The following is a 21,350-nucleotide window of genomic DNA, read 5'->3' as shown; positions in this document are numbered from 1 at the left end:
CGGGTCACTCCATCATCTTCTCAATCGGCAGCACCAGAATAGAACTGGCGCCCAGCGCTTTCAGCTTCTCCATGGTTTCCCAGAACAGCGTCTCGCTGCTCACCATATGCATGGCTACGCGCTGCTGGTCACCGGCCAGGGGCAGAATGGTCGGACGCTCGGCACCCGGCAGCAGGGCGATAACTTCGTCCAGGCGAGAGCTTGGCGCATGCAGCATGATGTATTTGGACTCGCGTGCCTGAATCACGCCCTGAATACGGGTCAGCAGTTTGTCGATAAGTTGCTGTTTGGCTTCCGGCATTTCGCCGTCGCGCTGAATAAGGCAGGCTTTGGAGCGGTAGATCACTTCAACTTCACGCAGGCCGTTGGCTTCGAGCGTTGCGCCGGTGGAAACCAGGTCGCAAATTGCGTCGGCCAGGCCCGCACGCGGAGCCACTTCCACCGAACCGTTAAGCAGGCAGGATTTAAACTGCACGCCTTTCTGGTCGAGGTAGCGCTTGAGCAGGTGCGGGTAAGAGGTGGCAATGCGTTTGTTGTTCAGGCTTGCCGGGCCGTCCCACGGTTCGTCCACGGCGGTTGCCAGAGACAGGCGGCAGCCGCCGAAGTCGAGGCGACGCAGCGTGAAATAGCGCGGGTCGTCACCCTGGGCGCGGCGGGTTAACAACTCTTCTTCAAGGACGTTTTCACCGATAATACCGAGGTCGACAACGCCGTCCATCACCAGGCCCGGGATGTCGTCATCGCGTACGCGCAGAATGTCGATAGGCATGTTTTCTGCCAGCGCAATCAGGCGCTGAGTGTGCAGGTTGATTTTTATGCCGCAGCGTGCGAGTAATTCGCGTGAATCATCGCTAAGGCGGCCAGATTTCTGCATAGCTATGCGTAAACGGTTGTTGTCGGTCATCGGTTGTTACCCCTTATTAATTCCTGTCTGACGCCCAAAAAAAAGCCCCCGGAAGAAATCTTCCGGGGGCTTTATCTCGCGTTCACGCACCACTGGAAGATCTTTTCGTCTCCCAGCACCAATCGCCTGAAAGACTAGTCAGGGTGATGGTGATGATGGTGGTTTTTAAATGGAACGCGTGTCATAAAATTCTCGTATGAATGACTATTCATTATGTGCCAATTAACGTAAACCAGATTACGCATTGAGCGCAAGGGGTTTTTTCCCCTCTGGTTAATATTCTGTTGGGGAGAGTTAATTGTCAGTTACGCGCCGGTGGCGTAGCCTTAATAGAGAGTCAAATTCACTCGTCAGAAGATAATGCTGTCAGGTCAGGAGACAAGGCATGAAAAGGGTCGCAATAGTCGGGTTGGGGTGGTTGGGAATGCCGCTGGGGCTGTCATTAGCAGCGCGCGGTTTTCAGGTCAGCGGAAGCAAAACCACGCTGGATGGCGTAGAAGCGGCGCGTATGTGCGGCATCGAAAGCTATCAGCTGCAATTACAGCCTGAGCTGGTTTGCGAAAGCGAGGATCTGGACGCTTTGCTGAACGTTGATGCTCTGGTGATAACGCTGCCGGCTCGCCGCAGCGGCGAGGGCGATGACTTCTATTTGCAGGCGGTGCAGGAAATCGTTGATAGCGCGCTGGCCCATTCGGTGCCCCGCATCATCTTTACCAGCTCGACTTCCGTATACGGCGAGGGTGAAGGTAACGTTAAAGAAACCGCGCCACTTCGGCCGGTTACCGCCAGCGGGCGAGTGTTAAAAGAGCTGGAGGACTGGTTGCATCGCCTGCCCGGTACTTCGGTTGATATTCTGCGCCTGGCCGGATTGGTCGGGCCGGAGCGCCATCCTGGCCGGTTCCTGGCAGGGAAAAAGGATGTGGCAAACGGGCATCACGGCGTGAACCTGGTGCACCTGGAAGACGTTATCGCCGCCATCACGCTGCTGTTGCAGGCGCCTAAGGGCGGGCACGTTTATAACCTCTGCGCGCCTTCGCACCCAACGCGGGCCGAGTTTTATTCGCACATGGCGCGGCAAATTGGGCTGGAGGCTCCGCAGTTCCGCAGCGAGGCGCAAAGCGGCCACGGCAAGTTGATTGACGGCAGCCGCATCTGTAATGAGCTAGGCTTCGAGTATCAATACCCCAATCCGCTGATTATGCCGATGCAATAACAGCCGCGCGGCAGGCTCCGCGCACCCGGGAGCGAGTATGAAACCTTTGCTTGAGGTCCTGATCATTCTGGATGCGCTGGATAAAGAAGGGAGTTTTGCTGCTGCGGCGGCAAAACTCTTTAAAACACCGTCTGCGCTGAGCTATAGCGTGCAAAAGCTGGAAAGCGATCTCAATATCCAGATCCTTGACCGCAGCGGTCATCGGTCGCGTTTTACCCGCACCGGCGAGCTGCTGCTGGAAAAAGGGCGGGAGATCCTGCATTCGGTGCGCGAGCTGGAGCAGCAGGCCATCAAGCTACAACAAGGCTGGGAAAACGAGCTGACCATCGGCGTCGATAATGCTTTTCCGTTCTCTCTGCTTACCCCGTTAATCGAAGCCTTCTATCAAAGTTACAGCGTGACGCGCCTTAAATTTATTAACGACGTGTTGGGCGGTTCGTGGGAGGCGCTAACCGAAGGGCGGGCGGATATTATCGTCGGCGCGATGAGCGACCCGCCTTCCCTGAGCGGCTTTGGCTTTACGTTGCTGGGAAGGCTGGAAATAGTCTTTGTGGTGGCCCCCCACCATGCGCTGGCGAAAGCAGAGGAGCCGCTGACAAGGCGCTTAATCAAGCGTTCACGCGCCGTAGTCGTGGGGGATACTTCCAGAATAGAGTCTGCCCGCGCCATGCATCTACTGGAAGAACAGGAAGCCATCACGGTGTTTGATTTCAAAACCAAGCTGGAACTGCAAATCAGCGGCATCGGCTGCGGCTACATGCCGCGCTATATGGCCCAGCGTTTTATCGACAGCGGGGCGCTGGTGGAAAAGCAGGTCGTCGGGCAGGTGCCTTTTGTGCCGGTCTGGATAGGCTGGAACGAGCAAACCGCCGGACTTGCCAGCGAATGGTGGCGGGAGAAAATTGTCAGCGACGCGCAAATTGCGCAGGTTTATGCCCGCCCGGAAAAATAGCACTTTCTTACCTGGCAACAATCCAATACAAGGACTAAGGTCTATGACGGCGAGCCGGTGAAAAAGAAATTGCCAAAGATGATTCTAACATCTTGTCATTGTGCCCGTTAATGGTGCAAAATACGCGCCAGCAAAAATAGAAGACTAACCGACGTTTAAGAGACGTCGGTTATTTTTTTGCAATCAACTAAGTCAGACAAACGGCATTTGCCAAAAAAACCAAGAGGCCGGGCTTCGTACCGGATAGATACTAGCTTTTAAAAAACGACAGTCGTGTCGCCGAGGAAATTGAGATGGGGCAGATTTTTGCTTTTGCGCAGGCTTTCTCTATTGAGGGAAACAACCATGTCGCTTAACGTCACCGCAGGTGCAAACACCCGCCCAGGTCTGCATAAGACCCTGACGCTGGTTCCGGTAGTTATGATGGGCCTTGCCTACATGCAGCCGATGACCTTGTTTGATACTTTCGGTATTGTTTCCGGGATGACCGATGGCCATGTGCCGACGGCTTATGCCTTTGCTCTGGTGGCGATTCTGTTCACCGCGCTGAGCTATGGCAAGCTGGTGCGTCGTTTCCCGTCTGCGGGTTCCGCTTATACCTACGCTCAGAAGTCCATTAACCCGCTGGTCGGTTTTATGGTGGGCTGGTCGTCGCTGCTCGACTATCTGTTCGCGCCGATGATCAATATTCTGCTGGCGAAAATCTATTTTGAAGCTCTGGTGCCCGGTGTCCCTTCGTGGATCTTCGTGGTGGTGCTGGTCGGCTTTATGACGGTCTCTAACCTGCGCAGCGTCAAAACCGTTGCCAACTTCAACAGCGTCATCGTGCTGCTGCAAATCGTGCTGATTGCGGTCATTATGGGCATGGTGGTTTACGGTGTTGCCGGTGGTGAAGGCGCGGGTACGCTGACAAGCAGCAAACCGTTCTGGTCTGAAAACGCACACATTGCACCGATGATTACCGGGGCGACTATTCTCTGCTTCTCATTCACCGGCTTTGACGGCATCAGCAACCTGTCTGAAGAGACCAAGGACGCCGAGCGTGTTATTCCTCGGGCTATTTTCCTGACCGCGCTGATTGGCGGCATGATTTTCATCGTCTCGACCTATTTCCTGCAGCTGTACTTCCCGGATATCTCTCGCTTTAAAGATCCGGATGCGTCTCAGCCTGAAATTATGCTGTTCGTTGCGGGTAAAGCCTTCCAGGTTGGCGCGCTTATCTTCTCCACCATTACCGTGCTGGCTTCCGGTATGGCGGCGCACACCGGCGTTTCTCGCCTGATGTACGTGATGGGCCGTGACGGCGTGTTCCCGAACCGCTTCTTCGGCTACATTCACCCGAAATGGCGTACCCCGGCGTTTAACGTACTGCTGGTTGGCGCGGTAGCGCTGATGGCTATCGACTTTGACCTGGTAACCGCAACCGCTCTGATTAACTTCGGTGCGCTGGTGGCCTTTACCTTCGTTAACCTGTCGGTTATCTCTCAGTTCTGGATCCGCGAAAAGCGCAACAAGTCCCTTAAGGACCACCTGAACTACCTGGTTCTGCCAACTATTGGCGCTCTGACCGTTGGTGCACTGTGGATTAACCTGGAAGAAAGCTCGATGATCCTCGGCCTGATTTGGGGCGCAATTGGCCTGATTTACGTTGCCTGCGTCACCCGCAGCTTCCGTAACCCGGTGCCTCAGTACAACGAAGACATCGCGTAATAGCATTCAAATATAAAAAAGGCTCCCGTCGATGGGAGCCTTTTTTTTACCTGCCGGAAAGATTAACCCACCAGATATTGAGCGTATTCGAACAGCGCTTTGAGTAACGCCAGCTTTTCTTTGTCGCCTTCATGTTGGTTGTAAAGTGCCTCAAGCTCCTGGGCGTAGGCCTGCAGAGCCTCCTGGGAAAGCACTTCCTGGCGATGCTGTAGCCAGCGGTTCTGCTCATCTTCGCTCAACGTGCCCGGCCAGTTACGCGCCCGGTAGTTGAAGAGCAGCTTCTCAATACGCTTGTCGGCGAAGGTGATATCCAGCGCCGGAAGGTTTTGTGGGTCGGTTTGCAGCACAATGCGCATTGCAGCGCGGTCTGCATCGCTGAAGAAGCCGTTATACAGCTGGGCGTCCACGTTATCAGAAGGAACAAAAGGCTCTGCCTCGGCAAACAGGGCGACTACCTTCTCGCGCACTTCAGGGTGCTCGCGCAGCACCTTCAGATTATCGAGGCACTGCTGGCGGTTGATCCCCAGGCGTTCGGCGTCTTCCGGGCGCAGGGTATTAGCTACCGCAAGCACCGGGCATTTATTCAGATGTACCAGCTTAATGGGCACCGCTGCCGTATTGCCCAGCGCCGCTTTTGGCGTATACAGGCGCTCGCGCAGCGTATCGGCGTCCAGCTCCAGCAGCGGAGAAATATCCCCGGCCAAATCCACCATAATCACCGCATTGCGGTTATCCGGGTGCCAGGCCAGCGGCGCAATCCAGCTGGTATTCCCGCGTGCGGCGCCAAACATGCCCGAAACGTGAACCAGGGGCTTCATTTGCGGAATATCAATCAGCGTTTGTAGTTTTTGCTTCGAGCGGTGGCTGTAGAGATAGTCGAACAGACGCGGCTGGCGGGTTTTCACCAGTTGAGCCATAGCAATAGTTGCGTACACATCGGACATCGCGTCGTGGGCGTTGGCGTGTTCAATTCCGTTAGCTTTGGTCAAATGCTCAAGACGGAAGCTCGGTAGTCCGTCTTCGTTTTCCGGCCAGACAATGCCTTCCGGGCGCAGGGCATAACAGGCGCGCATCACGTCCAGCAGGTCCCAGCGCGAGTTATCGTTTTGCCAGCTCCAGGCGTACGGATCGTAGAAGTTACGGTAAAAGATATTGCGGGTAACTTCATCGTCGAAGCGCACATTATTGTAACCCACCACGCAGGTCTTCGGCACGGTAAAAATGGCGTGAATGCGTTTTGCAAAAGCCGCTTCGTTATCGCCCCGGGCCAGCGCCTGCTGAGGCGTTATTCCGGTTATCATCACGGCTTCCGGCTGGGGCAGGTAGTCATCCGCAGGCTTGCAGTAAAACACTTCGGGCTCGCCAATAACGTTGAATTCGCCATCGGTTCGAATGGCAGCAAACTGCGCCGGCCTGTCCAGGGAGGGGCTTTTGCCGAAGGTCTCGTAATCGTGAAACAGAAATGTAGCAAGCGATGCGGAGTCAGACACTGAGGTTACCATTGAGCTAGTTGTAATCTGACCCAATGGTAAACCATCTGTCTGCTCATCAGAAGGAAAAGCGCGTTTAAGGTGCCGTGCGTCCGGCGGGAAGCCCGGTGCTGACAATCAATCGCTTACCTAACGCAATCCCTCGTTTTTCGACCTTATGGTAGAGCGCCAGGGCTATCAACCACACCAGCGGCAGCGTGATGGCGGCAACAATCAGGGCGCGTATCAGCGAGGGTTGATGAGCAAACGCCGTGTAGCGCACCAGCAGGCCAATTAACGGGATGACTATCATCAAATGCAGTAGATAAACCGAGTAAGAAACATCGCCCAAAAACAGGCTGAACCGGCAGGTTAATAGCCGACGCGGCAGGGCGGTGATGGGGCTCAGGCGCGTTTCTTGCCCGTGCGGCCAAAGCAGCACCGTCATACCGATTATCATCACGCACTCCGCCACCAGCCGCAGATGATTTTCGGCAATATGCATCTGCCAGGCAATGACTGGGGCGAGCAGCGCCAGCGCACAATAGCGCAGGTTATTGTGCATTACGGCTCTGGAAATCAGCATTCCGGCAATAAACAGCGGCAGCTTAATCAGGATCATCGACGGCATCGGGAATGCCTCGAAATAACCCGGCAGCAGCCAGCGGGCGGCGAGGCAAACGATCATCAGCAACACCGAGCTCAGTGCGAACCCGTAGCGCATCACCAGCAGCATAATAAACGGGAACAGCAGGTAATATTGCATCTCCAGGCCGATGCTCCAGTCCGGCAGAACGGTGCGGAAAGAGTAGGCCGGGATAAAACCAAAAATAAACGACAGATGACTGACAATATTGATAAATGAATGGTCGGCATAGCGGCTGCTTGCGGTGGCGGTTGAAGGCCAGGCGCTGGCGATAATATCGCGCATTTCGCCAAACCAGCCGCCAAATAGCAACGCCACCAGCAGCAATAAATAATAGAGCGGGGCGATGCGGAAGAAGCGTCTCAGCCAGAAGACACGAAATGTTGATAATTTATTCCACGGCTCTCGCTCACGCCGTTCCTGATAATTCTTCGCCATCAAATAACCTGACAGCAAAATAAACAAATCGACGCCCATCCCCGGGTCGTAAAGCAGCGGAATTTTGCACTGCACCAGCAGGCAAATGTGGCCTAACAGCACCCAAAGCGACGCCAGGCCGCGCAGCCCTTCAAGCTCGGGAGACCAAGGTTTACTCTCCACCATAAGGTTACCTTCAAAGTGTATTTTCTTTGCCCAGAGTAAAAATGAATCGCCGGGGCGACAATCCCAAACTTGCGCAAATCGAGAATCCAGGAATAAACGCAGTACGATAAATGAAGGAATATATTCCGTACAATTATCAGTCATTATTATTACCAAATATGAAATGTCATATTTTCTTGCAATTTAAAGAGGCAAAGTAACAAGAACTCCCGTAAAACGAGCCGCTGTAAATTAAGTCTTTGAGGATATTCCGTTGAAAACCCGCCTGCTTGCCGCTCTGAGCTTTGTATCCCTTTCCGTTAATACCGCATTTGCTGATGATATTTTTGCCCATCAGCCACAGCCGCCGCAGGTTCAGGCCGGGGCATGGGTATTGATGGATTACACCACCGGGCAGGTTTTAACCGCGGGAAATGAACACGTACAGCGCAACCCGGCGAGCCTCACCAAGCTGATGACCGGCTACGTGGTAGACCGCGCCATCGACAGCAAACGCATCACGCCGGACGATATCGTCACCGTGGGTAAAGACGCCTGGGCGAAAGGTAATCCGGTATTTGACGGTTCATCGCTGATGTTTATCAAACCCGGCGACAGAGTGACCGTGCGTGACCTCAGCCGCGGGCTGATTATCGACTCCGGCAACGACGCCTGCGTGGCGCTGGCGGATTATGTGGCCGGCGGTCAGAAGCAGTTTGTTGCCATGATGAACCACTATGTTGAGCAGCTTGGCCTGCATGACACCCATTTTGAAACCGTTCACGGCCTTGATGCGCCCGGCCAGCACAGTTCGGCTTACGACCTGGCGGTGCTCTCCCGCGCCATCATCCACGGCGAGCCTCAGTTCTACCATATGTACAGCGAGCGCAGCCTCACCTGGAACGGCATTACCCAGCAAAACCGCAACGGCCTGCTGTGGGACAAATCCCTTAACGTCGACGGGCTGAAAACCGGCCATACCGAAAGCGCCGGATTTAACATCATCGCCTCCAGCGTGTTGGGCCAGCGCCGCCTGATAGCAGTGATCATGGGCGGCGAAAGCTCAAAAGGGCGTGAGGAGCAGGCGCGTAAGTTGCTGCACTGGGGGCAGGATAACTTCGACACCGTGCAGGTGCTGCAAAAAGGCAAAGCTATCGGCAGCGAGCACATCTGGTATGGCGATAAAGCAAACTTCAGCGTAGGCCCGGATCAGGATGTTTTCCTGGCGTTGCCAAAATCAGAGCTGCCGAACATTAAGGCGAAATATGTGCTGAATAAACAGGACATGGAAGCCCCGCTCGCCGCCAATGCGCCGGTGGGTGAAATTGAACTCTATGATGGCGACAAGCTTATTTCTCACTGGCCGCTGGTTAACCTGACCCCTATAGATAAAGGCGGCGTTTTCTCTCGCCTGGGCGATTTCATCAGCCGCAAGTTTTAACCGGAACCGGACTTCCTGCTAACGGGCTGCGCTAATCACGCGGCCCGTTTTTTTGGCCTAAGCTGATTGCGAAGCTGCTCCCAAAACTGGCAGCTTGTTTGCTCGCTCCAAAAAATATAGTGTATAAATGTACAGTGCATTTATTCATCAGCGTGGAGGCAGTATGACGTTCAAAGTTCAGCAAGTTCCGGCGCGCAAAGTAGCCGGGTTTCATCTGGTGGGGCCGTGGGAAACAACGGTTCCACAGGGCTTCGGTCAACTGGCTCTGTGGGCGAAATCCCACAGCCTGAACGGCGACTGGCTGGCCGTTTATTATGACGACCCGGACGTTGTCCCGGCAGAAAAACTCCGCGTAGACACGGTAATTGGCGTGGCGGATGACTTCGTCCTCCCGCAAAACAGTGAAGGCGTAATTATCACCTCAATTGCCGCGGATACTTATGCCATCGGCCGTGCCGTCGTTGAAAACGACGCATTCCAGCAGGCCTGGGAACGCTTCTTCGACCAGATCGAAGCCGACGGCGGTTATCGGTTAACCGGCAAGCCATGCTACGAAATCTATCTTAGCGACGGCTCTGCTTCCGGCGTATGGGAAATAGAGATGTATATCCCGGTGACTAAAGCCTGAGTGAGGTACTGACCATGGTGGATGCGATTGCCGGGCTGAAGGTTTTATTTGTCGCCGGATATGGCCCGATAACGCAAGACGTGGCGGCAAGCTCTGCTTTTTATCAGCAGGCGCTTGGGTTGCCGCTAAAGGCGATGGACGGCAATGAAGATTATCTGGCTACGGAACACGGCGAGCTGGACGGGGTGAAGCACTTTGCCCTCTGGCCGCTCGCCCAGGCCGCTCAGTCATGCTTTGGCCTGGCGTTGTGGCCTGCTGACCAGGTTACGCCGCAAAGCTGGGTGGAATTTGAAGTTGAAGATGTCGGGCAGGCAACGGCGGTGCTTAAGCAGGCGGGGTATCAGCTGTTGATTGAAAACCGCCTGGAGCCGTGGGGGCAAACGGTATCTCGCCTGCTCAGCCCGGAAGGGTTGCTGGTGGGCGTCACGGTAACGCCCTGGCTGCGCTAAAGCTCTATAAGGCGGCGTTATGCCGCCTGATTTCTGATATTCAGCAAGGAAATGTGAAATATCGCTCGTAAAAGGCCTGCGGGCGGCGGCTTTATGATCTCGTTTTTGGAAAAACGAGTACAATCGCGTTTTTGTTTCCGGAGAGCCGGGTGTGCGTCCCGACAAATCACTGACCCCGTTTGAGATCCGCATCTACCGTAACTATCGCATCGTGCACGGTGTGCGTATCGCGCTTGCCTTTGTTCTGACTTTCGTTCTGGTTCGCATGCTGCAAATCCCCGAAGGGACCTGGCCGCTTATCACGCTGGTGGTGGTGATGGGGCCTATCTCGTTCTGGGGCAACGTGGTGCCGCGCGCTTTCCAGCGCATTGGCGGAACCATTTTCGGCGCTGCCGTGGGGCTGATAGCCCTGAAGCTGGAACTTTATTCCCTGCCGCTGATGATTATCTGGTGCGGGCTGGCGATGTTCCTGTGCGGCTATCTGGCATTGGGCAAACGCCCGTATCAGGCGCTGCTGATAGGCATCACGCTGTCGGTTGTGGTCGGTGCGCCAGCCGGGGATATGGAAGTGGCGCTCTGGCGCAGCGGCGACGTCATTTTTGGCTCATTGCTGGCGATGCTGTTCACCAGCGTTTACCCGCAGCGCGCCTTCATCCACTGGCGTATCCAGATGGCGAGCTTCGTGCAGGCGCTCGGTAAAATCTACACCGCCGGGTTCTCGCCCAACCTGGTTGAGCGGCCAAGGCTCGAGAAGCCGCTGCAAAAAGTGCTCAACGACGTGGTAAAAATGCGGGCTTTGATTGGCCCGAGCAGCAAAGAAACGCGCATCCAGAAGTCGGTTTTTGAGGCTATTCAGACCATCAACCGTAATTTGGTTTGCACGCTTGAGCTGCAAATCAACGCTTACTGGGCAACCCGCGCCAGCCATTTCCTGATGATTAATGCCCATACGCTGCGCGATACTCAGCAAATGACCCAGCGCACCCTGGGGGCAATTGCGAAGGCGCTGCATGAGGGGAACCCTTCGCCTATCTCGGCCAATAGCGAAAAGCTTAATGAGATTGTCTCCGAGCTGCGCCAACTGATGGAAGACGGGCAGAACGGCCAGCTACAGGAAACGCCGATCCACGGTTACGTCTGGCTTAGCCTGGAACTGGCTCGCCAGCTTGAGCTGCTGTCGAGTCTGATTTGCCGCGCGCTGCGCAAATAGCGCGCGTAAAGCACAGAAATCATAATGCTTGTTTCGATTCAGCAGAATTTGAGGTTAAGATAGGGCAAGCCCGTTAGTGAGACTGACAAAAAATTGTAATCGTCAACCGCTACTACTAAGGTTATGGCGGTTGTCTTAACGAATCCGAGTACCAATTTAGCAGGGGTGTAAAAATGGAAAATATCAAACCTACCTTCCAGGACGTTCTGGAGTTTGTTCGTCTGTTCCGTCGTAAAAACAAACTGCAGCGTGAAATCCAGGACGTAGAGAAAAAAGTCCGTGACAACCAGAAACGTGTTCTGCTGCTCGACAACCTGAGCGATTACATCAAACCTGGCATGAGCATCGAAGCGGTGCAGGGCATCATCGCCAGCATGAAAACCGACTACGAAGACCGCGTGGATGACTACATCATCAAAAACGCAGAGCTGTCTAAAGAGCGTCGTGAAATCTCTAAAAAGCTCAAAGTGATGGGCGAGCAGAAAGTTACCGACACCAAGTCTGAGTAACCGTTGCTGATTTGAAGAGGCCGCCTGAAGGGCGGCTTTTTTACGTCTCGTCCACCATCACCCGCAGCAACGTTTCCAGCAGGCCGGGAAAACGCGCGTCCAAATCTTCACGCCTTAACGAAATCAAATTCTCTCGCCCCTGGGGGCGCTGCCAGATAACGCCGCTATCGCGCAGTACGCGCCAGTGGTGTGTCATCGTCGATTTAGCCACGTCTTTACGCAATGCCCCGCATGACAGCTCCACGCCGTCTGCCAGCGATTTTACAATCTCCAGCCTGAGGGGATTCCCGAGGGCAAAAAGCACATTTTCAAGGCGGATTTGTTCACGTTCCGGATGGTTGGCGATCATACTGTTCCTGTGTCGGCGGTGGCGGCTCGGCGGCCGGCTACTATAGCAAAACCCGAAGGCTAAGCGAGCATCGGGATAAACTATAACTAAAATAGTTCGAATATACTCGTACAGTTGTACTATGATGATGGCGAACAAACGAACCGGCCATTCCGGCCGCAACTAAACAGTCGATAAGACTAAGGACGCATCATGCCCCGACCCATCCCTCTCGAACGCTATCGCAACATTGGTATTTCAGCCCATATCGATGCCGGTAAAACGACGACTACGGAACGTATTCTGTTTTACACCGGCATGAGCCATAAACTGGGTGAAGTTCACGATGGCGCAGCAACGACAGACTGGATGGCTCAGGAGCAAGAGCGCGGCATAACCATTACTTCCGCCGCGGTGAGCTGCTTCTGGCCGGGTATGGATCGCGGTTTTGAACCGCACCGTATCAACATCATAGACACTCCGGGACACGTAGACTTCACCATTGAGGTAGAACGCTCTATGCGCGTGCTGGACGGTGCCGTGATGGTTTATGACTCCGTTGGCGGCGTACAGCCACAGTCGGAAACCGTCTGGCGGCAGGCCAATAAATATGGCGTGCCGCGCCTGGCTTTCGTCAACAAAATGGACCGACCGGGAGCCGACTTCTTCCGCGTGGTACAAATGATGGTTGACCGACTGAAGGCTAATCCGGTGCCGATCGTTATCCCGATTGGCGCAGAGGATCACTTCACCGGCGTAGTCGATCTCATCAAAATGCGGGCCATTTTATGGGACGATGCGACCCAGGGCATGACCTTTGATTATGCTCCGGTGCCGGACGAGCTGCTGGAAACGGCGCAGCTGTGGCGCGAAAAAATGGTTTCAGCTGCGGCCGAGGCCAACGACGAGCTGATGGATAAATATCTGGAAACCGGTGAGTTGGACGAAGCAGATATTATTGCCGGGCTGCGCGTCCGCACGATTGCCGGTGAAATCCAGCCGATGCTTTGCGGCAGTGCTTTTAAAAACAAAGGCGTGCAGCGCATGCTGGATGCGGTGGTTGAACTTATGCCGTCTCCGCTCGACATTCCTTCTATTCAGGGTGTTGATGAAAAAGGCGGCGTGATTGAACGCCACGCTAACGACGACGAACCGTTCTCGGCGCTCGCGTTCAAACTGATGACCGACCCGTATGTCGGCCAGCTGACCTTTATCCGCGTGTATTCCGGGGTGCTGAAAAAAGGCGACTCGGTTTACAACCCGGTGAAAGGGAAGAAGGAGCGTATTGGCCGCATCGTACAGATGCATGCTAACGACAGGCATGAAGTTGACGAGCTGCGTGCCGGTGATATCGCCGCCTGCGTGGGGCTGAAAGATGTGACAACGGGCGACACGCTGAGCGACCCGGATGCCATTATTACTCTGGAACGTATGGAATTCCCGGAGCCGGTTATTTCGCTGGCTATTGAACCGAAGACCAAAGCCGACCAGGAGAGAATGGGCATCGCGCTACAGCGGCTGGCGGCTGAAGATCCGTCTTTCAGGCTACATACGGACGAAGAGTCAGGCCAGACGATTATCTCCGGGATGGGCGAACTGCATCTGGAAATCATCGTTGACCGCATGAAGCGTGAGTTCGGCGTGGAAGCAAATATCGGTCGCCCTCAGGTGACTTACCGCGAAACCATCCGCAAAATCGCGAAGGACGTTGAAGGCAAATTTGTTCGCCAGTCCGGCGGTAAAGGCCAGTATGGTCACGTTGTATTGACGCTCGAACCGCTTGAGCCGGGCAAAGGCTTTGTGTTTGAAGATGCCACCAAAGGCGGCGTGGTGCCGCGCGAGTTTATTCCTTCCGTGGAAAAAGGCCTGCGTGAAGCCATGAACACCGGCGTGCTGGCCGGTTACCCGGTGGTGGACATCAAAGCGACGCTGACCTTTGGCTCCTATCATGACGTCGACTCTTCGGAAATGGCGTTCAGGATGGCGGCTATATTTGGCTTCAAGGACGCGGCGCGGAAGGCGGACCCGGTTATTCTGGAGCCGGTGATGCACGTCGAGGTGGAAACGCCGGAAGAGTATGCCGGTAATATTATGGGCGATCTCTCTTCCCGCCGCGGCATGGTGCAAGGCATGGAAGAGCGGTTTGGCAGCCAGATCATTCGCGCCGATGTTCCCCTGGCGGAAATGTTTGGCTACTCCACCACGCTGCGCTCCATGTCTCAGGGCAGGGCGACTTACAGCATGGAGTTCCATCACTATTCGGAAGCACCGCGTAACGTGGCGGACGCCATTATTGCCAGCCGTAAATCATAATCAGTAACCCGGGTGGATGAGGTTCTCTCATCCACCTTTCAATCCCATCAATTTGCGAGCGTCTTCCCTCTAACGCTGCAACCCGCTGAACTTTAATCTTTATTTCTGAATCCCACTCGGCCATTCACTGAATGTCAGATGATTAACCTGGCTGCTGCTCACATAATAGCCGCATAGGCTTGTGCCTATATAGGAATTAACCTATATTGCGGAGGGTGATGTGTGGTCGATTAAAATGACGGATACGTTTGATGCCTGGTTTACGGCATCGGATGATGCAACCAAATCCTGTGTCATAGCATCAATGGTGTTGCTGAAGAACAGGGGGCCTTTATTAAACAGGCCTTATGCGGACACGGTGAAAGGCTCGCAATACGCAAATATGAAAGAGTTGCGCGTTCAGTGCAGAGGGGAGCCATTAAGGTTATTTTTTGCTTTTGATATAAGACGTTGTGCCATCCTGCTGTGTGCCGGGAATAAGGTCGGAAATGAAAAGCGTTTTTATGATGTCATGATCCCCCTGGCCGATAAGGAATTTGCAGCACATTTGAAACAGCTAACGGAAAAGGAACAAATAGAATGGGTCGAACACTAGAAGAGCTGCTTGCCACAGAAAAACCGGAAGTCGTGGCTGCGGCACAGGCGATGGCCGATGAAATGCTGCTTAATATCCACCTCGCCGAGCTGCGTGAGCGGGTGAGAAAAACGCAAAACGAAATGGCAAAACAGCTTGGCGTTAAGCAGCCAACCGTGGCCGAAATGGAGAAAAAGGGGCGCGATATTAAGCTGTCCTCGCTCAAACGCTATGTCGAGGCGGCGGGCGGTAAAGTTAAGCTTGATATTGAGCTGCCGGACGGTAGCCACTTCAACATCGCGCTGTAAGTCAACGGGGCGGCTTTCACCGCCCGGCCTGCCTTAAATTTGCCCGGTTTCGTGCAGATGGCGCCATAACACTTTATCGCCCTCGCGGCGGAAAATGGCCGTAGACCAGCGCACCGTGCTTGACCCGTTCAGGGTCTGCGTTTCACGGTAAAGCACCGCCGCACCCTGCGGCCATTCATCCAGCAAGGTAAGCTCATCCACCTGAATTTGCAGGCCGGAACGGCTGCCGCCCTGAGCCTTGAAAAAGCCGCACAGGCCAGGAAAATCCAGCTTTGCACCGCTTAGCGCCACCATTGAGTAATCTGCACTAAAGCGTGCCAGCATGGCCTCAACGCCGCCTTCTTTGGCGCCAAGCCACTGTTCTATCGCGACGTGGGCGTCGATAACTTCTTTAAACCAGATATTCATTGCTCAGGACTCCTTTTTGATAAGTTGTTTCTTAATTTGTTGGTTATTAAGCCGTAAATGATAAGCCAGCGGAATAATCGTCCCGGCGGCGGCAAAGCTAAACGTGAGCAGATAAGCCTGCTGTGCCGGAAGCTGGCTTTGCAGCACCGTCAACAGCAGGCTCAGCAGCGCAACGCCGAAGCAAAAACTCAGCTGGCGGTTGATGTTCCACAGCGCGCTGGCCTCCGGCATCACCCGCGCAGGTGTTGAGATAAATGCGGTGCTTTGCGCCGTGCTGCTGGAAAGGCTGCCGCCGAGGCCCATCAGAATATAAGCGGCAATCAGCAGCGCGATTTGCTCCCCGGATGTGACCTGAGTCAGCAGCAGAATGCCCGCCGCCTGGAGTAAGCCGCCCAGCGTAATCAGCGGGCGCGGGCCAAGGCGGTTAAACATCCTGCCGGTAAAAGAGATGGCGACGAAGGAAGCCAGCGCCCAGGGAACCATCAGCGCTCCGGTTTGCGTGGCAGTCATCCCCAGCTGTGTTTGCAGATAAATAATGCTCACCAGGCTGGTGCCCATAAACAGCCCCGGTATGCACTGGTAAACCAGCATCGCATAGCGTAATAGCGGGTCTGCCAGCAGCGGGAGGCTGAACAGCGGATGAAGATGTTTACTGTTATGGCGAACAAACAGCCAGAGCATTAGCGCTCCGGCGGCCAACAACAGCAGCGCCGATAAATGAGCGCCAGGACTGCTTGCCTGAGTCAGGCCGAGCAGGATGGCAAAAAGCCCGACTGAGCCAAGTGCCAGCCCTTTTGCGTCCAGCGGCGTGTTGGATTTCTGCACCGGGGAGGGCTGTAGCCACAGGCTCGCCAGCAATAAAGTCAGCAGCGCCAGCGGCAGGCTCGCCAGGAAAATCCACCGCCAGCCCAGCGACTCAACCAGCAGCCCGCCAACGGTGGGTGAAAGCGCCGGAGCCAGCAGGGCTACAATCATAATGACCGAGGAAAGTTTCGCCCGCTCATGCACGGCAAAAAGCTGCCAGGTCAGCGCCTGACCGACGGGGATCAGCAGCCCGCCGCCGATGCCCTGCAAAATACGCGAGGCAACAAGCGCTTCCAGCCCGGGAGACATGCCCGAAGCCAGCGTGCCGAGAGAAAATAGCCCGAGCGAGAGCATAAACAGCCGCTTAGCGCCCAGGCGCTGAGTCAGCCAGGCGCTAATCGGGATAACCAGCGTCAACCCGCAAAGATAGCCGTGGCCAATCCACGCCAGCTCGGCGACCGTAGCGTGCAGCTCGCGCCCAATTTGCGGATAGGCGACGTTGGAAATAAACATATTAATTAAGTCGAGAAAGAAGCCGAGCAGATAGACGGCGGCGACCTTATGGCGGTAGGGCATGATGGCTCTCGTACAAAGTAAAACGCGATTTCAGCAGGTTCCGCCCGGCGGATAAATCCCGCATCTGCTGATACACTGTCAAAAATATTTTGATAATGTGGTGAATTAACATGCTTAACCTACAGCGGGTAGCGATGTTTGTTGCGGTGGTTGAAGCCGGGGGCTTTACGGCGGCGGCGCAGTCTATGCGCCAGACCAAGGCGGTTATCAGCTTTAATGTGCGCCAGCTGGAAACTGAGCTGGGTGTCTCTCTGCTGGTGCGCTCCACGCGGCGCGTGGCCTTAACCCAGGCCGGAGAAGTCTTCTACCAGCGGGCTTTATTGCTGCTGAAAGAAAGTGACGCACTGGTCGAAGAGGTACAGACCCACCACGGCGGCTATTCCGGGGAGCTGCGTATTTCGACCACGCCGGAATACGGCCAGGCAAAGGTCATCCCGGCGTTAAGCACCTTCGGCAAGCTGCACCCCAAATTAACCATTCGGCATGATTCATCCTCCGCGCCGATAAACCTGATTTCCGAACAGTTCGACCTGGCTATCCGCCTCGGTAAGCTGGCGGACTCCTCCTACCGTGCGGCGCTGATCGAACGTTTTGAAATTGTGCCAGTTGCCGCTCCTGAATGGCTTGCCCGCAATCCAATTAGCAGCCTTGAAGCACTTGCTGAAGCAGAATGGGTTATCCATCGTCGGCTACCAACCCCGCGCGAATGGCAGGTCATTGGCAGCGACAGGGAAACGCGTGATCTGACAATTACCGGGCCGTCCCGCTTTATGACCGATACCGCTGCGGCGTTAATGGCCTTTGTGGTTCAGGGATGCGGCGTGGGGCTGCTGCCCGAGTGGCTGGTGAGAGAGGCTATCGAGCGCGGTGAATTACGGCATATTTTGCCGGAGTACCGCTTCCCTTCTCAGGGTATTTACGCGGTTTACCCAAATACGCGGCACGTTCCGGCTAAGGTGCGGGCGCTGATTGATTTCTTGCAGGAGTGGGAAAGCAACAAGCCCGCTTAGGCGCGGCGGGCTTGTTTTTAGAGGTTAAATCGCTTTTTGTGCTTTAGCGGGGCGAGCAGATGCTGCCTGCGCAGATGAGATCCCCGGCAGTTCAATCTTCAGGCCGAAGGTCAGCAGAGAGTAAATCACGCCGCCCGTCAGCATCGAGACAATTACGCCGAGGTTAGCCGTGGCAAAGACGCTGTGGCGGGTTTCGTCCGTCAACAGGAACCCTACGATATGCGCGATGTACGGGTCGCCGGAGGTAATCGAGCCCAGGCCAACAACGGTGGCAATGCCCAGCGCCAGCAGCGCCGTCCAGCGGCCATCTCTGCCGCCGAAACCAGCTTTATTAGCCATTGTCACATCCCAGCCCAGGCGTTTCTGGCGTATGAAGTCGATAAGCTGAATAGCGCCTGCGGAGCCGATAACCACCGAAATAGAGGCCAGGAACGACTGGAACGTTGCCAGGAACGAGTCGGAAATAAACATCAGGTAAAATGCGCCGAAGCCGATGATTGCCGCGTTAAGCGTGGTAGTTGTGGCGCGGCTGGCGGGAATGCCGAGCGCCAGCAAAGCCAGCCCGGAACTGTAAACCCCGGTAATGGCGGCGGCCAGCAGGGAAACGATAATCACGATGGAAAACGGCACGTAGAACCAGAATGGCAGCAGGTTAGTCAGCGAGGCAATAGGCGACTGCGCCGCCGCCGCGCCCAGCTCCGGGTTACTGTCGACCAGGAATGCACCCAGCACCAGCAGCACGCTAACCGGGAGTGAAATCCCCGTCGTGGTCCAGAAAATCACCTTCGAAGCCTGAGTTTTCTTTGGCAGATAGCGGGCGAAGTCGCCGCCGTAGTTAAGGAAGCCCAGGCCGACCATCGTCATCGCCATAACCATGCCGCCAATCCAGGTCAGCAGGTTGCCGTGTACCGCGCTCTGGCCCAGCTTGTCCCAGTGAATATGCGGCAGCATCAGGAAGATAAAAATGATGCTCATAAACCCGGTCAGCCAGGCGATGTATTTTTCCACCTTCATGATTAGCTGGTGGCCATAAATCGCGACCGACATGGTGAGCGCCAGGCTGACGATAAACCAGCCCAGAACACATACCAGCGTCGGTTTACCGTCCGCCAGCGCAAAGGCCGCAGGCCAGAGTTTGGCAAACAGCGCCGCGCCGGTGGAAGAGGCGAGGGTAATAATGGTTATCTTCCAGCCCATATTCGAGATGTAGGCGAACAGAGTCGGGAATTTATTGCCGTGGTAGCCAAAGCTAAAGCGGGTCTGGGTCAGCGTTGGCAGGCCGGTTCTTGGGCCGCCGACCGCCAGCACGCCAACCAGCATGCAGGAGAGCAGGTAGCCGACGATACCGGCGCTAATAGACTGCCAGACGCTAAGGCCGAGGGAGTAAACGTAAATGCCGTAAGTCATGCCCAGAATAGAAACGTTCCAGGAAAACCAAATCGGGAACAGGCCCGAAGGTTTGCCGTAACGTTCCGCTTCGGGCACGGCATTAACGCCGTTTGATTCAACTTTCATACCGCCAGAGGCAGGCTGTTGTGTAGAGTTTGTCATCGGAGAACCCTTATGGGAGAAATCAATCGCAGAAAATTGCGGTTTCTAAAGCGAGCTCAATCATGTTGTCTAACGTGCTTTGTAGTTCTTCTGCCGTTGGCTCTTCGCCGCTAACGCTGTTTACACAGGCTGTCAGCAGGCTCAGGGCCTGGGCGCGGTACTGCGCGGCGATAGTAAAAAGCGCCGAGGTCTCCATCTCCACCGCAAGAATGTTCATTTTTTTGAGGGCGGGAAGCATGCCTTCGGGTTTGTCGTACAGCAGGTCGTTGGTAAAGGTGTTGCCGAACTGGGTCGGGATATTGTGTTTTTCGGCTACTGTCCAGCAGCGGCGGAGCAGGTCAAAGTCCGGCACTGCCGCGTAGTCGTAGCCGCCGAAGCGGTCGCGGTTAACGGAAGAGGAGGTGCCTGCCCCGGTGGCGACAATCACGTTGCGCATATCCACGCTTTCGTCGACAGCTCCGCAGGTGCCGATGCGGATAAGGCGTTTAACGCTAAACTCATTGATCAGTTCGTGAGCGTAAATAGAGACCGACGGAATGCCCATGCCGTGCGCCATCACGGAAATACGCTTGCCTTTGTAGTTGCCGGTAAAGCCGAACATATTGCGGGTATCACACACGCGTATGGCGTCAGTTAAGTAGGTTTGCGCGATGTACTGCGCGCGCAGCGGATCGCCCGGCATGATCACGGTTTCGGCGAAGTCGCCCGGGTTGGCATTAATATGTGGTGTCATCTGGCGATCTCCTGGTCTGGTTCAGGCCACTACGATAGAAAGCCGTTTGCTTGCAGAAAAAGGCAAATGTCCGGCCAGGCTGACGGCGATCACAGTTTTGATTTTTCCCCGCTAAACGGGTGAGCGATAAATCCGGGTGAATAGCGGCAGTGCTGGCCTGGGCGGAGTGAAGAAAAATGCGGAGTATTGACAATACCGCAGAGTGATAGTTAATCTCGTGCGCCTTTTCGCCCCGGATGGCTGGAGAACCAGGCAAGAAAAATCGACTATTTACCCTGGCTGAGTGCCCACATACGGCGCAGCGGAGAGCGACAACACTATGAATATTATTCAGCAATTCGCTCAGCGCGGGCATCAGCTCCTGCGTGATGCCGTGCTCGCCGCGCCGCTAAAGAATAAAGAGATCGGCCCCGGTGAGTTTATTCTGCGCCAGGGCGAAGAGATCAAAGCGCTGTACTGGATAACGCTCGGCGAATACACCATGCACTACAGCGCGGAAAACGGTAAAACCTTCAGCCTGGGGCAGCGCTTCGTCAGCGACACCATCATCGGCGAAATTGAATACCTGACCCACACTCCAAGCCAGTTCTCGGTCGTTGCCCACGACACCATGACGGTAAAAGTCATCCCGCTGGCGATGATGGACACGCTGCTCACCGGGCATGCCGAAGTGGGTGTCTGGCTGAGCCAGCTACTTTCTACCAGCTATCAGCGCGGGATGGCAAAAACCATGGAGCGCTTCCTCCAGCCGCTGGTATTGAACATTCTTGCTGACCTTTATGAACGCTATCAGCAGCAAAAACCGTTAGTGGATTTCTCCCAGGTATCCCGTGAAGCGGAGCGCTTTGGCTGCTCGGAAAGAACTTACCGCCGGGTGATTAATCAGCTGATAGAAGAAAAATACATTCAGAAAGTCGCACATGAATATGTGATTTGTGATGTAGAGAAATTCCGCATAGTGCTCGCTAATCCAGGGCGGATTGCTTAGCGGTATTAAAATAATTAATCGCTGAATATATCGAATGATTGTTC

General features: G+C 55.0%; 22 protein-coding genes and 1 other annotated feature. Of the genes, 13 read left to right on the top strand and 9 right to left on the bottom strand.

What is annotated here, in order from left to right; genetic code table 11:
- Nucleotides 1-4: 4 nt before the first annotated feature.
- Both hisG and hisL read right to left on the bottom strand, forming a co-directional pair.
- Nucleotides 5-904: an ATP phosphoribosyltransferase gene (gene hisG / locus HMPREF0201_RS13150; protein WP_016537199.1), complete on the bottom strand. Its 900-nt coding sequence runs from the start codon at nt 902-904 to the stop codon at nt 5-7.
- Between the two features lie 36 nt (nt 905-940).
- Nucleotides 941-1,063, bottom strand: a sequence feature (His leader region).
- The gene (hisL, locus tag HMPREF0201_RS23075; RefSeq protein WP_099516347.1) at nt 1,039-1,089 is read right to left on the bottom strand and encodes a his operon leader peptide; all 51 of its coding nucleotides are present in this window, start codon (nt 1,087-1,089) and stop codon (nt 1,039-1,041) included. It overlaps the preceding feature by 25 nt.
- A gap of 200 nt (nt 1,090-1,289) precedes the next feature.
- Here hisL and HMPREF0201_RS13145 point away from each other — a divergent pair, with 200 nt between their 5' ends.
- The 3 genes from HMPREF0201_RS13145 to HMPREF0201_RS13135 all read left to right on the top strand — a co-directional run bounded on the left by HMPREF0201_RS13145 (nt 1,290) and on the right by HMPREF0201_RS13135 (nt 4,779).
- A complete protein-coding gene (locus HMPREF0201_RS13145; protein WP_016537198.1) occupies nt 1,290-2,117 on the top strand; it encodes an SDR family oxidoreductase in 828 nt (275 codons plus the stop codon).
- 37 nt (nt 2,118-2,154) lie between these two features.
- Nucleotides 2,155-3,069 (top strand): LysR substrate-binding domain-containing protein, encoded by a 915-nt coding sequence (locus tag HMPREF0201_RS13140; protein WP_016537197.1) that lies wholly within the window; start codon nt 2,155-2,157, stop codon nt 3,067-3,069.
- 345 nt (nt 3,070-3,414) lie between these two features.
- Nucleotides 3,415-4,779, top strand: a complete 1,365-nt coding sequence (locus tag HMPREF0201_RS13135; RefSeq protein ID WP_016537196.1) for an APC family permease — start codon at nt 3,415-3,417, stop codon at nt 4,777-4,779.
- Between the two features lie 62 nt (nt 4,780-4,841).
- On the opposite strand, the gene sbcB is transcribed toward HMPREF0201_RS13135, so the two are convergent.
- On the bottom strand, nt 4,842-6,269 hold the full coding sequence (gene sbcB / locus HMPREF0201_RS13130) for an exodeoxyribonuclease I (protein WP_039899354.1): 1,428 nt from the start codon (nt 6,267-6,269) through the stop codon (nt 4,842-4,844).
- Between the two features lie 76 nt (nt 6,270-6,345).
- Nucleotides 6,346-7,497, bottom strand: a complete 1,152-nt coding sequence (locus tag HMPREF0201_RS13125) for an acyltransferase family protein (protein WP_039898422.1) — start codon at nt 7,495-7,497, stop codon at nt 6,346-6,348.
- A 253-nt stretch (nt 7,498-7,750) separates the two neighbouring features.
- Between HMPREF0201_RS13125 and dacD the strand changes: the two genes are divergently transcribed.
- The 5 genes from dacD (at nt 7,751) to HMPREF0201_RS13100 (ending at nt 11,713) form a co-directional block, all read left to right on the top strand.
- The gene (dacD, locus tag HMPREF0201_RS13120) at nt 7,751-8,917 is read left to right on the top strand and encodes a serine-type D-Ala-D-Ala carboxypeptidase DacD (protein ID WP_016537193.1); all 1,167 of its coding nucleotides are present in this window, start codon (nt 7,751-7,753) and stop codon (nt 8,915-8,917) included.
- Nucleotides 8,918-9,080: 163 nt separating this feature from the next.
- Nucleotides 9,081-9,545 (top strand): DNA gyrase inhibitor SbmC, encoded by a 465-nt coding sequence (gene sbmC, locus HMPREF0201_RS13115; protein WP_039898420.1) that lies wholly within the window; start codon nt 9,081-9,083, stop codon nt 9,543-9,545.
- A 14-nt stretch (nt 9,546-9,559) separates the two neighbouring features.
- Nucleotides 9,560-9,994, top strand: coding sequence for a VOC family protein (locus HMPREF0201_RS13110; RefSeq protein ID WP_016537191.1), 435 nt, complete (start codon nt 9,560-9,562; stop codon nt 9,992-9,994).
- Nucleotides 9,995-10,145: 151 nt separating this feature from the next.
- Entirely contained in the window at nt 10,146-11,204 is a 1,059-nt protein-coding gene (locus HMPREF0201_RS13105; RefSeq protein WP_016537190.1) for an FUSC family protein, read from the top strand.
- 173 nt (nt 11,205-11,377) lie between these two features.
- Nucleotides 11,378-11,713, top strand: coding sequence for a DUF496 family protein (locus tag HMPREF0201_RS13100; protein ID WP_016537189.1), 336 nt, complete (start codon nt 11,378-11,380; stop codon nt 11,711-11,713).
- Between the two features lie 40 nt (nt 11,714-11,753).
- Here the strand turns inward: HMPREF0201_RS13100 and HMPREF0201_RS13095 are convergent, their stop codons facing one another.
- The gene (locus HMPREF0201_RS13095) at nt 11,754-12,062 is read right to left on the bottom strand and encodes an ArsR/SmtB family transcription factor (protein WP_016537188.1); all 309 of its coding nucleotides are present in this window, start codon (nt 12,060-12,062) and stop codon (nt 11,754-11,756) included.
- 192 nt (nt 12,063-12,254) lie between these two features.
- Between HMPREF0201_RS13095 and fusA the strand changes: the two genes are divergently transcribed.
- From fusA to HMPREF0201_RS13080, 3 genes are all read left to right on the top strand, one after another.
- Nucleotides 12,255-14,354, top strand: coding sequence for an elongation factor G (gene fusA, locus HMPREF0201_RS13090; RefSeq protein ID WP_016537187.1), 2,100 nt, complete (start codon nt 12,255-12,257; stop codon nt 14,352-14,354).
- A 220-nt stretch (nt 14,355-14,574) separates the two neighbouring features.
- Nucleotides 14,575-14,949, top strand: a complete 375-nt coding sequence (locus HMPREF0201_RS13085; RefSeq protein ID WP_039898416.1) for a type II toxin-antitoxin system RelE/ParE family toxin — start codon at nt 14,575-14,577, stop codon at nt 14,947-14,949.
- Entirely contained in the window at nt 14,934-15,236 is a 303-nt protein-coding gene (locus HMPREF0201_RS13080; RefSeq protein ID WP_016537185.1) for a helix-turn-helix domain-containing protein, read from the top strand. Before HMPREF0201_RS13085 ends, HMPREF0201_RS13080 begins: the two co-directional genes overlap by 16 nt.
- 33 nt (nt 15,237-15,269) lie before the next feature.
- Here HMPREF0201_RS13080 and HMPREF0201_RS13075 read toward each other — a convergent pair whose 3' ends face one another.
- Both HMPREF0201_RS13075 and HMPREF0201_RS13070 read right to left on the bottom strand, forming a co-directional pair.
- Nucleotides 15,270-15,644, bottom strand: coding sequence for a hypothetical protein (locus HMPREF0201_RS13075; protein ID WP_016537184.1), 375 nt, complete (start codon nt 15,642-15,644; stop codon nt 15,270-15,272).
- A gap of 3 nt (nt 15,645-15,647) precedes the next feature.
- The gene (locus HMPREF0201_RS13070) at nt 15,648-17,024 is read right to left on the bottom strand and encodes an MFS transporter (RefSeq protein ID WP_016537183.1); all 1,377 of its coding nucleotides are present in this window, start codon (nt 17,022-17,024) and stop codon (nt 15,648-15,650) included.
- A gap of 110 nt (nt 17,025-17,134) precedes the next feature.
- On the opposite strand from HMPREF0201_RS13070, the gene HMPREF0201_RS13065 reads away from it, so the two are divergent.
- Nucleotides 17,135-18,034: a LysR family transcriptional regulator gene (locus HMPREF0201_RS13065; RefSeq protein WP_016537181.1), complete on the top strand. Its 900-nt coding sequence runs from the start codon at nt 17,135-17,137 to the stop codon at nt 18,032-18,034.
- Between the two features lie 24 nt (nt 18,035-18,058).
- On the opposite strand, the gene HMPREF0201_RS13060 is transcribed toward HMPREF0201_RS13065, so the two are convergent.
- The gene (locus HMPREF0201_RS13060) at nt 18,059-19,585 is read right to left on the bottom strand and encodes a purine-cytosine permease family protein (protein WP_055696365.1); all 1,527 of its coding nucleotides are present in this window, start codon (nt 19,583-19,585) and stop codon (nt 18,059-18,061) included.
- Between the two features lie 22 nt (nt 19,586-19,607).
- On the bottom strand, nt 19,608-20,318 hold the full coding sequence (gene deoD / locus HMPREF0201_RS13055) for a purine-nucleoside phosphorylase (RefSeq protein WP_016537179.1): 711 nt from the start codon (nt 20,316-20,318) through the stop codon (nt 19,608-19,610).
- Between the two features lie 319 nt (nt 20,319-20,637).
- On the opposite strand from deoD, the gene HMPREF0201_RS13050 reads away from it, so the two are divergent.
- Complete coding sequence (locus tag HMPREF0201_RS13050; RefSeq protein ID WP_016537177.1) at nt 20,638-21,306, top strand: Crp/Fnr family transcriptional regulator; 669 nt, start codon at nt 20,638-20,640, stop codon at nt 21,304-21,306.
- Nucleotides 21,307-21,350: the final 44 nt, after the last annotated feature.

The sequence above is a fragment of the Cedecea davisae DSM 4568 genome, assembly GCF_000412335.2.
In the GTDB taxonomy this organism is placed as follows: Bacteria; Pseudomonadota; Gammaproteobacteria; order Enterobacterales; family Enterobacteriaceae; genus Cedecea; species Cedecea davisae.
This window is presented reverse-complemented; position numbering and strand designations above follow the sequence as displayed.